We start from the raw sequence: 14,280 nt of genomic DNA, 5'->3' as shown, positions 1-14,280 counted from the left end.
GATATGCCGAAGCGGCTGGCTATTACGATTGCGGGTGCGGTGTCGTTGGGGAGTTATGAGGCGGGTGTTCTGTATGAGGTGCTGGATGCAATTCATCAGCATAACTCCGCTGAGGGAGTGACAGACGACGAAAAGATTCTTATCGATGTCATGACGGGCGCCTCGGCCGGTGCGATGACGGCGGCGATTGTGGCGCATAAGATGTTGTACTCTGCCGATGAGTTTCGCGACGCGTACGATAACCCGCTGTATAACGTGTGGGTAAAACGGATCGACCTCGATGGATTGTTGAAGACGGTGGACGAAGCGACAGGCGAGGTGGAGCCACCGCTGCGTTCGATCTTTTCGTCGAACGTGGTGGAAGGAATAGCAAAGGATACGCTCCTGGGACGATATGCATCGGAGGAGTGGCCCGCTCCCATAACGCACCTGGCTGCTGCCCGGTCGATCTCCATCGGAATGACGCTGACCAACCTGAACGGCGTGGACTACGGCTATGACATGCAGCCTTGCGGGAGGTTTATCTACACGCGGCATGAAGACCAGATAACACGAGTTGTGAGTGTGGACGGGAGCGATAAGCCGGAGGTGTGGCGTGAGCTAGCGGACGCGTCGGTGGCAAGCGGGGCATATCCGTTGGCATTTCGTGCAAAGGAGGTGGACCGCTGGCGGGCGGATTACGCAAAAAACGGTCTGGAGCCGTGGACGGATGATCCGTCGAGGTTCACGTACACCGATGGCGGAATCTTGCAGAATGAGCCGCTGGGTATGGCGAAGAATCTGGTGGATGAGATCGACAAGCATTGGTACAACGACAGCCGGTTCTACTTGTTTGTGTCGCCGCATGGGAGAACTTCGAGCGCGGATTCGAGCTTTTGCGAGGTGAATGCAGACTACTTCCAGATGATGAAGCGGTGGGCCAAGGTGCTGCTTGGGCAGTCAGAGTTTCAGGACTGGATTACAGCGGTGGAGATGAATGAGCAGATTGCTCTAATGGACGCTCGGGCCAGCGAACTGGTAGAGAAGCTGCGTTCAGGCGAAATCAAGAGCGGAAGTCTGAAGAGGACCGCGGATGGTCTGCTGAAGGTGTTGTTTTCGCAGCCGACGCGGACGGGGACTAGGCAGGTTGCGAAGATCGGGAAAGAGAGCCTCGCTAATGCCAGGCGGCGGATTGAACACCAATATAAGGAGGAGATCGTGCATCTGGGGGCAGGGAGCTACGCCGCCGATGCATTTCGCGATACTGTGCTTGCGTTTGAGACAGCGGCGAATTTGGGACAGTGCGACTATATGCGGATCTATGGAATCGCTGTGTCCGAGGAGTTGTTGGCGGGGGCGGACCTAACGGGCTTTCTGGGGTTCTTCGATGAGCGGTATCGCGTGCATGACTATGACCGGGGACGGATGGTGGCGAGAATGGTGTTGACCGATCCCGTGATGAGTGAAGCGGGAGAGCTAGGGCCGATACGGTATACGCCGACGCATACGAACCCGATCGACAGCACCCTGAACGGGCTGCAACTGGCGCAACTGTCGATCGAGGATCAAAAGAAATTTCGCGAGGGTGTGAAGAAGCGCGTGAGCGAGATGGTGCGATATCTGATTGGGTTCTGGTCTTATCCGGCGGACGTGGTGGTGATCGAACCGCTGATGAATGCGATTCTGAATCATTTGTTTCGGGAGTAGAGTGGACGAAATCTCGATCTATCTAACCATCTCCGCGCTTTTATCGCCCAGGGTGCCACACGCATCTCTCCTTCGGACAGAAGTTATCGTCCTCATGCTCAAGTCCAAAAAACGCAGCCGCAGTGGCCGGCGGAGGCTTCACTACGGTTGCTGCCACACTCACCTACGCATAGTCACTGAGTCACTCATGAGATGAGTATCGGGATTCAGATTGTGTTGATCCGACCACTACCGAGATGCGTGACTACGTTCGACAGAGACGCCGGACCGTCCTTCTGGCGTAGTTTGGAGCTTTAGTCCTGGGACAGCCGAAACGGGCAAAGGAGATAGAGGTAGTTCAAGCCTCACTCGCGTACCTCTGCCTTCCACACTTTCTATCGACATGGTTCCGCCGTGGGCCTTTGAGATAGCTTTCGCGATCGATAGTCCCAGACCAGTACCGCCCGACTCTCTAGTCCGTGCCTTGTCTGAACGGTAAAAGCGTTCGAAGACATGCGGCAGCGACCCAGCCGGAATACCTATGCCGGTATCACTGACCTCCAGAATCGCAAGCTGGGTTGCGCCGATTGCTGATATAGAGACGGTCACCTCGCCTCCATTTGGTGTGTACTTGATAGCGTTGTCCAACAGGTTTACCAGCACCTGCTTGATTCTGCCGGCGTCAGCCAGAATTGCCACCGGCTCAGCCCGAGAGCATCGCAGCGTGAGATTCTTTTCCTCCGCCATCAGATGCATCTGGTCAACGGTCCACTGTGCGAGGCAGTTGAGGTCCACTGGCTTCAGGTCCATACCGTCAGTGCCGGAATCCAGTCGAGAGATGGTCAGCAGGCTCTCCACGATCTGTGCCATGCGGTCGATCTCTTCGAGTGCGCTGCCCAGGGAATCGCGCTGCATCATCGGCATTCTGGAGGTGTGGAGCAATTGCTCTAACTCGCCGCGGAGTATCGTGAGCGGCGTACGCAGCTCATGGGACACATCTGCAGAGAAGCGCCGATTGTAGGCAAGCGCGTCTTCAAGGCGGCTGATCATACGATTCAGCGAGAGCGACAGCCTCTCCATCTCGTCGCCGGTCGCTATGACGGGCAAGCGCTCGCCAAACTGATGAGTACCGATCCGCTCTGCTTGTTCGCTCAGGATCTCCAAGGGCCGCAGCGGTAATTTCATCAAGAAGTGTCCACCGAGTGCGGCTGCAAAAAGAATGCACGGCGTTATCAGGAACAGAATCTTCAACAGGCTTGCCAGTACGCGAGAGATCGGGGCCAGGGAAGCGCCCATTTCAACGACATATCTCGTTCCCGAGGGCGACACGTATGGTTGTGTGTAGATCAGCAGATTGTGGGTTCCGCCGGCACTTTCCTGTCGAAAAAAATCCGTCGACTCACTCAATTGAGGCTGCGGAACAATCGAGGAATCGATATGAGGTTCTCGTGTGTCGCCGCCCTGGTACAGCACGGTACCGTCCTGCCTGCTAACGCGAATAAACCTTCCGCTGTTCTCCGGGGCATATGCCTCAGCGATTTCACCCTGCATCCAGGACTGTCCCTTGATCTCCTCCTGAGAGAGAAAAGTGAGGACGATCCCTTTCGCTTCGCCAATCAGCGAGTTCTCTAACGAACTTCGTAGATAGCTCTGCACACCAAAGTAAAGAGTTGCGCCGAAGACAAGCAATGCGGCTGCCATCAGGCCTACGTACCAGGTCGTGACCCGTGTTCGCAGCGTTGTCAAACGGATGGCCGGAATCAAGCCTCACCACCTGCACGGATCATGTATCCCGCTCCGCGCACTGTGCGAATCAGCTTACTCTCCTGTCCGTCATCTACCTTCGAACGCAGATGCCGCACGTAGACGTCGACGATGTTTGTTACTCCGTCGAAGCTCTGATCCCACACATGCTCGATGATCATATTGCGTGAGAGCACCCGCTCTGCATTCTGCATTAAATACTCCAGCAGAGAGTACTCCTTCGCTGTCAGTTCGATGCGTCTGCCACCGCGCTTAATCTGTTGGGTCAGGCGATCTAGCTCCAGGTCTCCCACCATCAACGTGCTCGATCGATTTACCGGTCCGCGCCTCAACAAGGCTTTCGCCCGAACCAGCAGTTCAGCAAAGGCGAAAGGCTTGGTCAGGTAGTCGTCCGCACCGCTCTCGAAGAGACGCACCTTGTCTTCTATGGAGTCCCGCGCTGTGAGCACCAGTACAGGCACGCATGCATCCTTATGGCGAAGCCGCTGCAGAACTTCGCGGCCATCCAGCCGGGGTAGCATCAGATCCAGGATGATCAGATCGTAAGGATAGGTCTGTGCCATCTCCAGACCATCGCGGCCGTCCGCCGAGACATCCACTGCGTACCGCTCGGCAGCAAGTCCACGCTCTACGAAGCCCGAGACCTTAGGCTCATCTTCCACCAGCAATATCCGCATTGCGTACACCTCGCACGATTACAGTCTTGAGCAGTAAAGCAGAGATGAAGCAAAGATGAAAACCCCTTCACTTGCGATTGCCTGCTACAGCGGCAGTTTAGTGGCGAGAAATTGCTACGGGATGCTGAAGTACATCACCTTGGCAACGGCCTTGGTATCCCCCGGGGAAGCCGCTAACACCAGCTTCTTGCTCGGTAACAGAATCCCCGTCTTGGCCCCGGGTGCGGTCGATATCTTCTCAACGGGCTTTAGATTATTGGCGTCGGAAGTGTCATAAATCTCGGTGTATCCTTGACCGCCAGGAACATACAGACGATGCATGGTGAGGTCGTATATTACTTGGTCGACTCTTGTAGGCGCGTCCTGCGTGCCCACGACGGCGCCGTCATCCGAATTCATCACCACAACCTTGCCCGCCGGAGCGCCGCTAAGGTCTGCGCGGCATACTACATACAACCTGTGCTGCATTTCATCCAGAGCCACCATCGCATTCTGTTGCGCCGGCGGAACCGGCCACTCGGCAATTTCTTTCATCGTCGTTCGATCCACGACAGCCATCTTGTTGGTCTGAGTCAGATTCACAAAGATGCGGTTACCACCCTCCTCCAGCGCAATTGCCTCGACATGGTTATCTTGAAACGTAACCCCGCCCAGTCGCTGCCCCGTATCCGGGTTCACCGCCTCGACACTGGCCGTCTTCATGTCTACATCTTTGCCGCCGGTCACGATGTAGTACACATTCGTCTTCGGGTCATAGGCCGCTGAATCTGCGCCCTCCGTCAACTTGATCGATCCCTTGATCGCATATGTTTCTGCGTCGAGGATCTTAGTCATCGTTTTGCCGCTATCCGTTACGATGACCGTTGAAGCGGCAGGGCGCACCAGAATGCTGTGTGGCGCGTCAAAACCTTTCACTGTCTTTAGATGTTGACCCGTTTTCAGATCGAAGACCTCCAGCGTCGCATGGTCTTCTGCCGCCAGTAGCAGTCGTCCGCGCTGTTCATCCACGGCGAAGTGATCGAAGTCACCTGTATAGCCCGGCAGCTCTATGGTTTGCACCAGTTTCATAGCGGGTTCTTGCGCGCGAGCAGCCGTCACTCCTGCAACGGGACAGATTGCTACCGAGGAACTCAAGACAAGCAGTCCGGCCAATCTCTTCTGAATCTTCATCTAATACCTCTCCTCGACGGCCGCATACCTTGTGGTGCCCGAAGCGATCCACTCCATCTACGCGGACTTCACAGTAAGCCTCATGCACCTTCATGAGGCTGTCTTGAAACCAAAATGAAATTGCATTCATCCACCCTCCGCCGCTATGCTTGCTCGTCCCCCCGTTCAAAACAACAAACGCCATCCATAAACAAACTTTTATGTAATCTTCAGCGACTCTTCATTCGCAAAGAACTAAATGGCAGAGGTCCGAAGTCATGCATCGCCGCCGTGATGAATTGGGTCACCGCCGCGTCAGCGTCACTCTGGCATTACGTAATAGCGATTGCATTGCAGTCAGCCAGTATTGAGAGGCACTACATGAAAGTACGGTCCATAAAGCGAGCACTTTACCTATCTACCCTTCTTCTCTGCGCGGCTCCAGCTCTGCGCTCACAGGTCTCTACCGGAACCATCGCAGGAACCATCACAGATCCCGCCGGTGCGCTCGTTGCAAATGCTCCTGTTGTTATCACAAACACCCAAACGGGCATCGTCACCGAGTCCACATCCAGCTCCTCCGGCTTCTACTCTGTTCCCAACCTCCAGACGGGTACTTACACCATCTCCATTAGCGTATCTGGCTTTGTGCCGCAGGAGATCAGGGATATTGCCCTCAATGTCGGTGCTCAGCAGGAGATCAACGTTCAGCTCCAAGTCGGTTCAGCCAAAGAGAAAATCGTAGTCACCACCGCGCCGCCCGCAATCGACATGGTCACTTCTACCACCATGCCCGTCGTCGACGAGCGCACAATTGTGGCTCTCCCGCTCAACGGGCGTGACTGGACTCAACTTGCTAATCTGCAGCCCGGCGTCGCCGCAGTGCGCACCCAGCCCGCTGTCGCCGTCACCAATCAACGAGCCAACCGCGGCATTGGGAATCAACTCACTGTCGGCGGCGCCCGTCCGCAGCAAAACAATTATCGGGTCGACGGCATCAGCATTAACGACTACTCCAACGGTGGCCCTGGCGGCGTCATCGGGTCAAACCTTGGCGTCGACGCCATCCAGGAGTTTTCCGTCGTAACATCCAACGCCTCTGCCGATTACGGCAAGGCTGCTGGCGGCATCATTAACGCGGTCACACGCGCCGGGACGAGTCGTCTACACGGCTCCGCCTACGAGTTTTTCCGCAACTCCGCGCTCGACGCGCGCAACGAGTTCGATACTCCGGGCCAGATCGCAGAATTCCGTCGCAACCAATTCGGCGCATCTGCAGGTGGTCCCGTGATCAAAGAGCGCACCTTCCTCTTCGGTGACTACGAGGGCCTCCGCCAATACCAGGGCGCAAATACCTCCAGCATCGTACCCTCCGCCGCGGCCCGGACGGGTAGCCTCTGTGTCGCCTCCGGTGGCAATCCCTGCGCCAGCCACGTGCAGGTGCCTGTCAGTCCCGTCGTTACTCCTTATTTTGCTCTGTATCCGCTCCCGACGGTCGACCCCGGTCCTAACGCCGACACTGGTAGCTTTCTCTTCAACGATCCCTTTGTCAGCCACGAAGATTACTTCACCATTCGCGCCGACCATCGCATCTCCGACAAGGATTCGCTCACAGGAACCTACTTCTACGACAACGGCAAACTCACCTCGCCAGATCCATTCAACGTCCGTATCACCGGCAACCTGGCCAAACGCCAGCTGGCGACAATCGGTGAATCGCACGTCTTCTCCGCAGCGCTACTCAACTCCTTCAAATTTGGTTATAGCCGCGTCTTCTCCGATGCGCCCACCACCCTCACGGCTATCAATCCTGCTGCGAGTGATCCCGCTCTGGGCTTCGTCCCGGGGCTTCCGGTCGGGTTAGTCAATATTGGGGGACTCTCCAACTTTCAAGGCGGTCTCAAGGCCACCGGCGAGTTTGTCTTCCACCTCAACTCCTACCAGATCTACGACGATCTTTATTTGACCAAGGGCAAGCACGCGCTCAAATTCGGCTTTGCCTTCGAGCGCCTGCAGAACAATCAACTTGGCACCTCTAATCCCAATGGCCAATTCATCTTCTCCAGCCTGCAGAGCTTTCTCACCAACCACCCCACAAGCTTCAATGCGCCGCTCGCCCAGGGTGTCAGCCCACGCGATCTTCGCCAGTCGGTCTTCGGCGGCTACCTCGAAGACAACTACCGTATCTCCAATAATCTCACTCTTAACCTCGGTGTCCGTTACGAGCCTGTTACTGTTCCCACCGAGACGGCTAACCGTCTTGCCAACCTCCGCAATCTCACCGATACAACCCCCCATCTCGGCAGTCCATACTTTCAAAACGCCAGCTTCAAGAACATAGCTCCACGCGTCGGTTTTGCCTGGGATCCATTTGGCAAGGACATGACGAGCGTTCACGCTGGTTACGGCATCTATGACGCGCAACAGCTTAACTACCTGTACGAGGGGCTGTCCATCTTCACCGCTCCCTATCTTGAGCTGGGCAACAACGCCGCTCCCGGTATCGGCTCTTTCCCAACGGGTGCTTATCCCTCGCTCTCGGCAGCAAATCTGCGTTACGCCTATGCCCCCGATCACTCCTCCCGCAGCTATGTCCAGCAGTATTCGATGAACGTTCAGCAGCAGTTGCCCTACGACATGATCTTTCAGGTAGGCTACGCAGGGTCTCGCGGCACTCACCTTCCTTACCGCGTGGACGATGTCAACACCGTTCAACCCATCGTCAGTAATGGGAGTTACCTCTTCTATGGTCCCAACGGAAAAAACTCGCCCAGCGCAGCTGCTCTCACTGCTGCCAAGCTGAACCCCAACATCGGTCAGATTAGCGCCGTATTCATGACCGGCTACTCCCACTACAACTCGCTACAGACCAGCCTCAATAAACGCTTCAGTCACCATACGCAGTTTCAAATCTCTTACACATGGTCCAAATCCATAGACGACGGCTCCTCCTCCACCTTTGGCGACACCTTTGCCAACTCGGTGTCCAGTCTGCCGCTGTGGGCACCCATTCGCCGCCGCGCCATCTCCGACTTCAACGTCGGACAGAATCTCGTTCTCAACTACATCGTCGAGCTTCCCAACGTCCGCAAGGACATACCGGTGGCTCACATACTCCTGAATGGCTGGCAATGGGGATCGATTTTTCAGACCAGCACAGGCGAGCCCTTCACGCCTCTCATCTCTGGCGATTCTCTCAACCTGCATAGCGCCGACGCGTTCGCCTTTCCAGACCGTCTCACCGGTCCGGGATGCACAGGCAATCCAGTCAAAAGCGTCTCTTCGCTCAATCGTCATTATGTCAACCTCAACTGCTTCGCCTTCCCCTCCTTCGACCCTACGACTGGGCTCACGCATCTCGGAAATGCCGGTCGCAACTCCATCATCGGCCCCCGCCTCAACGATCTCGATACCTCTCTCGTCAAGAACACGTATATCCCACGCATCTCGGAGACGTTCAACCTCCAGTTCCGCGCGGAACTCTTCAACGTTCTCAACCAAGTCAACTACGCCACACCACCCAAGACCGGCACTCAGCTGTTCAACGCCAGCGGCGCGGTCCTTACCTCCACCGGCGGAGTGCTCGTAGGCCCCACTGCCGGAAGCAGCCGTCAAACCCAGTTCGCTCTCAAGGTGATCTTTTAACCGCTACCTCAGTCACTAGCTCTGAATGAATGCAATTTCATATCCGGTTAAGTCTCGGCTCATCTCGGAGAGGCATCGTTGTTACGGTTGAATACCCGTAAACCTGCATCAACAGCGTTACACAGAAGACCGGAGTAATCGCCGGATCAAATCCAGGAGACATGATGAAAATAGCAGTTCGAATCCTATGGATCGCAAGCTTTGCGACACTGTTCGGCGTAGCACACGCGCAGCAAACACGGGAGCAGGCCATCGCAGGCATGCGAAAGGTCGATGCCAAAGAGATGGACCCCACCTACACCACTGCCGCCCCCGGAGCGCAGAAGTTGGTCGACGAAGCACTCGCCAAACACCCTGAAGTCATCCTCCTTGCAATACACGCAACGCCTCCCGGCCACAAAAACCTCATCGTAGCTTCCAACTTCGGACGCATCGGCAAGATCGGCGACGAGGATGACACGCGCTGCATTCGCACCGGCAAGAGCAACCTTGAGGTCAACGGCAATCACTTCGAGGACGAAGTTGTCATGAAAGATCAAACTGGCAAAACGATAGGCGCTGTGGGCGTAGTCTTCAACTACAAGCCAGGCGACGATAAGGCTGCGATGGCTAAAATCGCAGAGCAGATCCGCGATGAGATGCAGGCCGGGACGCCGACCGCCGCGGCTCTGTTCGGACCTCCTGCATAAGTGAAGATGCAATCCGTGGTGTCAAACCCGCGATAAGATCATTTTTTGGTTACATCTAATGTCATTGTCAGCTTATGGATAATGTGAGCTCACAAGCCATTGAATGCGCTCCAGAGAAGAAATCGCCTCACTAGGGGGGTATGTTTTCGGGCGATTGGGACTGCGCCATCACTGGCGCTGACAGGCCAAATGCACTCATTGAGGCATTGCGTTACCTAACGTCAGGCCGAAGTTACTGGAACGAGGCTTCTCGTTAACTTCGACCCGAGTACGTTTATCTGGTACCGAACTTGCCGGAAAGTCGACTTTGCGATCTCCCGAAGCTCGACCACAACTATCTAATAAGCTCTTTTGAGGAGCCATGTTAATGAGCGCATCGACCTGTTCTCTCGCCAACTAAAAAAATCTAGTGTTGATTTGGTGGTTCCTCGCCATTTGCTTCCGGACTGTTCCTCAGAGACGGCCTCTCACACAGAACTCTGCTTGACACCTTGCGCTTCTACAGGTTGATCATGTATATGTAGAAGGAACAGGCATCATGACGACTCAATCCAAATTTGATCTCCCACAAGGTACGCTGGATTTGCTGATCCTCCGCGTTGTTGCGCTGGGGCCAGTCCACGGCTATGCGATTGCGCAGCGCATTCAACAGATTTCGAAAGAGGCACTGCAGGTACAACAGGGTTCTCTCTACCCCGCTCTGCATCGACTGGAAAACAAGAAGTTCCTCGTTGCCGAATGGGGACCGAGCGAGACTGGTCGCGAGGCGAAGTTTTACCGGTTGACGACGAAGGGTCGAACGCAACTGAAGAACGAAACCGAAAGTTGGGCCCGCTTGATTGAAGTTGTCGGCCTGATTCTGCAACATCCGCAAGGAGAGACCTCATGAACTTGTTGCAGCGGCTTTTACGACGGGCTCGGATGGAGAAAGAGCTCGACGACGAGCTTCGCTTCCACTTTGAATCACAGGTTGCGGATAAGATTCAGGCCGGCACGAGCGAAGCCGAGGCACGCCGCACCACTCGACTTGAGTTCGGCGGGCTCGATCAGATCAAGGAAGACTGCCGCGAGAGCCGCGGTACGCAGTGGCTTGCGTCCATCGCGCAGGATTTGCGCTTCGGTTCGCGCATCTTGGCAAAATCGCCCGGCTTTTCTTTTACGGCGATCCTGGTGCTTGCGCTGGGTATTGGGGTCAGCACGCTGGCGTTCAGCCTGTACAACCTGATCGCTTTGCAGACGATCCCAGTGCGCGACGCCGCCACTCTGGTCAGCATTCAGCGGCGATCTCCGGAGAACAACGCACCCGGTATTCCTTACGTTTCGATCGCCTACTATCGCGACAATGCCAGATCGCTCTCTGCGGTGATGGCAACGATGAGTGTCGCTCCTATGGTTCTGAATCATGAAGAACAACGCATTAACCCCAGCTTTGTCAGCTCGAACTATTTCATAGAGCTTGGCGCTTCCGCAACGGCTGGACGGTTGTTCGATCCCGCTCACGAGAGCTCTTCCGGGGCGGCTCCAGTTGCTGTTCTCAGCTTCCGCTTCTGGCAGAGAGAGTTTGACAGCGATCCATCAGTCATTGGCAAGACAATTTATCTCACCGGCAAGCCGGTCAACGTGATAGGCGTGACCTCGCAAGCGTTCGCGAATCTGGGGACAGAGAATCCGGATGTATGGCTTCCTCTCTTGCAGTATGCTTATTTTTTCGAAGGCAGTAAGGCTCTGGATGACCCGCAGTTCGATGAGAACATTCTTATGTGGGGACATCTTGCGCCGGGCGTTAGCCCATCAAGGGCCGAACATGAGCTGCTTGCGCTGACCGGCCAACTGCGGAAGCTCTACCCAGCTGTTATCTGGGATCATGAGCGCATCCTCGTCACCCCCGGCGCTCATTTCTTCTCGTTTGAAGACGGCATGCCGGTGCTGGCCTTCGCCGCGCTTCTTGTTCTCCTCATCCTGGTTGTGGCCTGCGCCAATCTAGGTGGGCTGTTGCTTGCGCGTGGAGTCCGGAGGCGACGGGAGATCCAGCTGCGGATCGACCTTGGCGCACGCAGGTCGCGCGTCCTTCGGCAATTACTGACGGAGAGCCTGCTTCTGGGTCTGCTGGGCTCAATGGCTGCGCTGCCTCTCAGCTACATCGTTCTTCGCCTCACTCTGGTCTATGCTAACGCTCCAGCATGGATGAGCGCGTTGCCGGACTGGCGCGTTCTTATCTTTACTGCTGCGATGGGTTTTCTCGCGGCACTCTTTTTCGGCATGTTGCCAACGGTGCAGATTGTTCTGCAGAAAAAAGAGAGAACCTTGTGGCATCAGGTGGTGGTCTGTGTCCAGGTGGGGGCAAGTTGCGTGCTGCTTATCGTGTCTGGATTACTTGTCCACGCGACGCTCCATACGCTGTATACCGATCCGGGTTTCGGCTATGAGCAGGTACTGTCGCTCAACCCGGGCTTGAGCGACCACGGATACACACCATCTACGGCCGAGAGCTATCTCGACCAGTTGCGGAGCCGACTGCGAACGGTGCCCGGAGTTATCTCCGTGTCGATGGCTCAGAACCCTCCGCTGGTCAATACGAACGTGATGATTCAGGGTTTTCACGTTGATGGCCGCCTGATCAAGACCTATCCCAACTGGGTCGGTCCGGAGTTCTTCGAGACGATGGGTATTCCGTTGCTGCGGGGCCGGTACATGCACGCCGGGGAGACCCATGTAGTTGTGCTCAGCCAATCGTTGGCACGCAAACGCTGGCCGACGGAAGACCCAATCGGCAAAGAGTGGAGCACGGGCAAGGACACCGTTGTAGGGATCGTCGGTAACACGCGGGCGATGGAACTCAATAACTCGGACGCGACCGAAATCTACTACCCGCTGTCCGCCAAATCTCTCCCCAGGATGTCTGTTCTGATCAGGACAGCCGGTGCTCCTGATGGACTGTCGCCGACTCTTCAGCAGATTGCCGGTGGCATCGACCCCAAACTCTTCCCGACTATCACCCCGCTTAAGGCCGGCTTCAGCAAGAGCATCGGGCAGATCGAACAGGTTGCGACGATCATCAGCCTGCTCGGCAGCATAGCGATCTTCCTCGCAATCATTGGGTTGCTCGGCCTTGTCACTTATGCTGTGTCGCAGCGGACCAAAGAGATTGCGATCCGCCTTGCACTCGGAGCTAATCGCATGGAGATCTTCCTCACTGTGTTGCGCCGATTCGCATGGCCGGTCTTGGCCGGATTGGTGACAGGAGTAGCCTTGACCGCTGGCCTCTCGCAGATACTTCGTCGCGGGCTTTACGGTATCAGTGGTCTGGATCCAATCAGCTACCTGGGTGCGATAACCTTGCTGATCGCAATACTGGCCACGGCCGCCTTACTTCCAATCCGGAAAGCCCTTCAGATCGACATCGCAAGAATACTGCACTCCGACTGAGTTCGCTTATTCTCCTCAGATATTCGTTACAACAAATGCGTTTGTTGGAACTGCCCCTTGAGCTATTTGCTCATACCTCAGCGCGCAAGTGGACTGAACCCATTTGGCTTCTCAGATCCGCAGGATTGTCACAAACACTACAATCCGAGTCTGATGCTGCGTCAGAGAGACTCGCCGGTTGACGCCCTCTCCTCTGAGATCAGGCCAGAACTATCAGGTCTGCTGAAAAAGGCGTTAGAGGTGATGTCAAAATAAGCTATTGACATCATAAGGCAGACTCTATAGCATGACTTCTATGGCTCGGGTTGCGTTCACTTTGCGGATCGGTACAGAAGAGCGAGATGCTTTAGAGACTCTAAGCAAGGTTGAAGGGCGCCCTGTCAACCAGCTCTTGAATGAGGCGATTCAGGGTTATCTTCGTCGGCAGCGCCCGAAAGAGCAATCCCTTGAAAAAAGCTTGGCTCGTCTGCGGGCCTACCGTGAAAAGGATCCTGAGTTCAAGCAGGCTATTTCAGAGTTTGTGGAAGCTGAAGTTCGTCATGAAGACCCCCTTGAAGGGGAGTGGACCGAGCTGCAATCAGCTACACAAGGCCCTGTACAAAGCAAGATTCGTGAGCTGCTAGGTGCCTCCTAATTGGGACGAAGACAGCCCTCGTCTGCGCAAAAATCTCACCGAAGTTCTTTATGAGATCGCCCGCGCTGCGAAAGCGCGTGAGATGCCTTCTTGTGAGACTGCGAGGCACTGGCAAGAACTTTTTCTGCGTGGTCTGCAAGTACCAGACCAGCGATTTGTAGGCTCCTTTCGCGGTGAGCCAGGTCTTGAGAACATTGCAGTTCGAGTTGCTGGAAATTACGGTGTTGAACCTTCCGCTGTCGCCGATGAACTGAAAGGCTTTGAAGCGAAGCTACAGGCTCTGATCATGCAGCTCGATACGCTGGTACCTGTAGATCAGAGACCGGATGCCGACCAGCTCTCAGCCATACTCGACCTCTGCGCTTGGGCTCATGCTGAGTGGATCCGCATCCACCCGTTTGCCAATGGCAACGGCCGTACCGCGCGTCTTTGGGCCAATAGTCTTGCTCTGCGTTACGGGCTCCCGCCATTTATTCGCCTGCGGCCGCGGCCTGACAACGGCTATGGAGACGCGGGAGCCAAAGCGATGCAGGGCGATTGGAGGCCAACCGCGGTTGTCTTTCAGCGGTTGCTGGACGCGTTTATAGAGGAACACTGAACCGTGTGGCGGTAAAGATGCAATAAAGCGCGA

10 protein-coding genes are annotated in these 14,280 nt (G+C 55.7%); 7 read left to right on the top strand and 3 right to left on the bottom strand.

The annotated features are described in order from the left end of the window. The first annotated feature begins 3 nt into the window (after positions 1-3). Complete coding sequence (locus HDF08_RS09640; protein WP_179638234.1) at positions 4-1,686, top strand: patatin-like phospholipase family protein; 1,683 nt, start codon at positions 4-6, stop codon at positions 1,684-1,686. 228 nt (positions 1,687-1,914) lie between these two features. Here the strand turns inward: HDF08_RS09640 and HDF08_RS09635 are convergent, their stop codons facing one another. The 3 genes from HDF08_RS09635 to HDF08_RS09625 form a co-directional block, all read right to left on the bottom strand. After that, a complete protein-coding gene (locus tag HDF08_RS09635; RefSeq protein ID WP_179638233.1) occupies positions 1,915-3,429 on the bottom strand; it encodes a sensor histidine kinase in 1,515 nt (504 codons plus the stop codon). Beyond that, positions 3,426-4,106 (bottom strand): winged helix-turn-helix domain-containing protein, encoded by a 681-nt coding sequence (locus HDF08_RS09630; RefSeq protein ID WP_179585890.1) that lies wholly within the window; start codon positions 4,104-4,106, stop codon positions 3,426-3,428. Before HDF08_RS09630 ends, HDF08_RS09635 begins: the two co-directional genes overlap by 4 nt. A gap of 114 nt (positions 4,107-4,220) precedes the next feature. Then, positions 4,221-5,276, bottom strand: a complete 1,056-nt coding sequence (locus HDF08_RS09625; RefSeq protein WP_179638232.1) for a hypothetical protein — start codon at positions 5,274-5,276, stop codon at positions 4,221-4,223. A gap of 360 nt (positions 5,277-5,636) precedes the next feature. Between HDF08_RS09625 and HDF08_RS09620 the strand changes: the two genes are divergently transcribed. The 6 genes from HDF08_RS09620 (at position 5,637) to HDF08_RS21440 (ending at position 14,247) form a co-directional block, all read left to right on the top strand. Further along, positions 5,637-8,900 (top strand): TonB-dependent receptor, encoded by a 3,264-nt coding sequence (locus tag HDF08_RS09620; protein ID WP_179638231.1) that lies wholly within the window; start codon positions 5,637-5,639, stop codon positions 8,898-8,900. A 161-nt stretch (positions 8,901-9,061) separates the two neighbouring features. Further along, the gene (locus HDF08_RS09615) at positions 9,062-9,589 is read left to right on the top strand and encodes a hypothetical protein (protein WP_179638230.1); all 528 of its coding nucleotides are present in this window, start codon (positions 9,062-9,064) and stop codon (positions 9,587-9,589) included. A 538-nt stretch (positions 9,590-10,127) separates the two neighbouring features. Next, the gene (locus tag HDF08_RS09610; protein ID WP_179638229.1) at positions 10,128-10,478 is read left to right on the top strand and encodes a PadR family transcriptional regulator; all 351 of its coding nucleotides are present in this window, start codon (positions 10,128-10,130) and stop codon (positions 10,476-10,478) included. Next, positions 10,475-13,015, top strand: coding sequence for an ABC transporter permease (locus tag HDF08_RS09605; protein ID WP_179638228.1), 2,541 nt, complete (start codon positions 10,475-10,477; stop codon positions 13,013-13,015). The genes HDF08_RS09610 and HDF08_RS09605 overlap by 4 nt, the downstream gene beginning before the upstream one ends. A 286-nt stretch (positions 13,016-13,301) precedes the next feature. After that, positions 13,302-13,649: a hypothetical protein gene (locus tag HDF08_RS09600; RefSeq protein ID WP_179638227.1), complete on the top strand. Its 348-nt coding sequence runs from the start codon at positions 13,302-13,304 to the stop codon at positions 13,647-13,649. A 286-nt stretch (positions 13,650-13,935) separates the two neighbouring features. Then, positions 13,936-14,247: a Fic family protein gene (locus tag HDF08_RS21440; protein WP_218884541.1), complete on the top strand. Its 312-nt coding sequence runs from the start codon at positions 13,936-13,938 to the stop codon at positions 14,245-14,247. Positions 14,248-14,280: the final 33 nt, after the last annotated feature.

This window comes from Tunturiibacter empetritectus (assembly GCF_013410875.1).
In the GTDB taxonomy this organism is placed as follows: domain Bacteria; phylum Acidobacteriota; class Terriglobia; order Terriglobales; family Acidobacteriaceae; genus Edaphobacter; species Edaphobacter empetritectus.
The sequence above is the reverse complement of the archived record's forward strand: the minus strand, read 5'-3'. Positions and strand labels throughout refer to the sequence as shown.

Coding starts and splice junctions, on each gene's coding strand:
- HDF08_RS09600 (WP_179638227.1), top strand. CDS start 13,302: ATGACTTCTATGGCTCGGGTTGCGTTCACTTTGCGGATCGGTACAGAA.
- HDF08_RS09640 (WP_179638234.1), top strand. CDS start 4: ATGCCGAAGCGGCTGGCTATTACGATTGCGGGTGCGGTGTCGTTGGGG.
- HDF08_RS09625 (WP_179638232.1), bottom strand. CDS start 5,276: ATGAAGATTCAGAAGAGATTGGCCGGACTGCTTGTCTTGAGTTCCTCG.
- HDF08_RS09610 (WP_179638229.1), top strand. CDS start 10,128: ATGACGACTCAATCCAAATTTGATCTCCCACAAGGTACGCTGGATTTG.
- HDF08_RS09620 (WP_179638231.1), top strand. CDS start 5,637: ATGAAAGTACGGTCCATAAAGCGAGCACTTTACCTATCTACCCTTCTT.
- HDF08_RS09605 (WP_179638228.1), top strand. CDS start 10,475: ATGAACTTGTTGCAGCGGCTTTTACGACGGGCTCGGATGGAGAAAGAG.
- HDF08_RS09615 (WP_179638230.1), top strand. CDS start 9,062: ATGATGAAAATAGCAGTTCGAATCCTATGGATCGCAAGCTTTGCGACA.
- HDF08_RS21440 (WP_218884541.1), top strand. CDS start 13,936: ATGCAGCTCGATACGCTGGTACCTGTAGATCAGAGACCGGATGCCGAC.
- HDF08_RS09630 (WP_179585890.1), bottom strand. CDS start 4,106: ATGCGGATATTGCTGGTGGAAGATGAGCCTAAGGTCTCGGGCTTCGTA.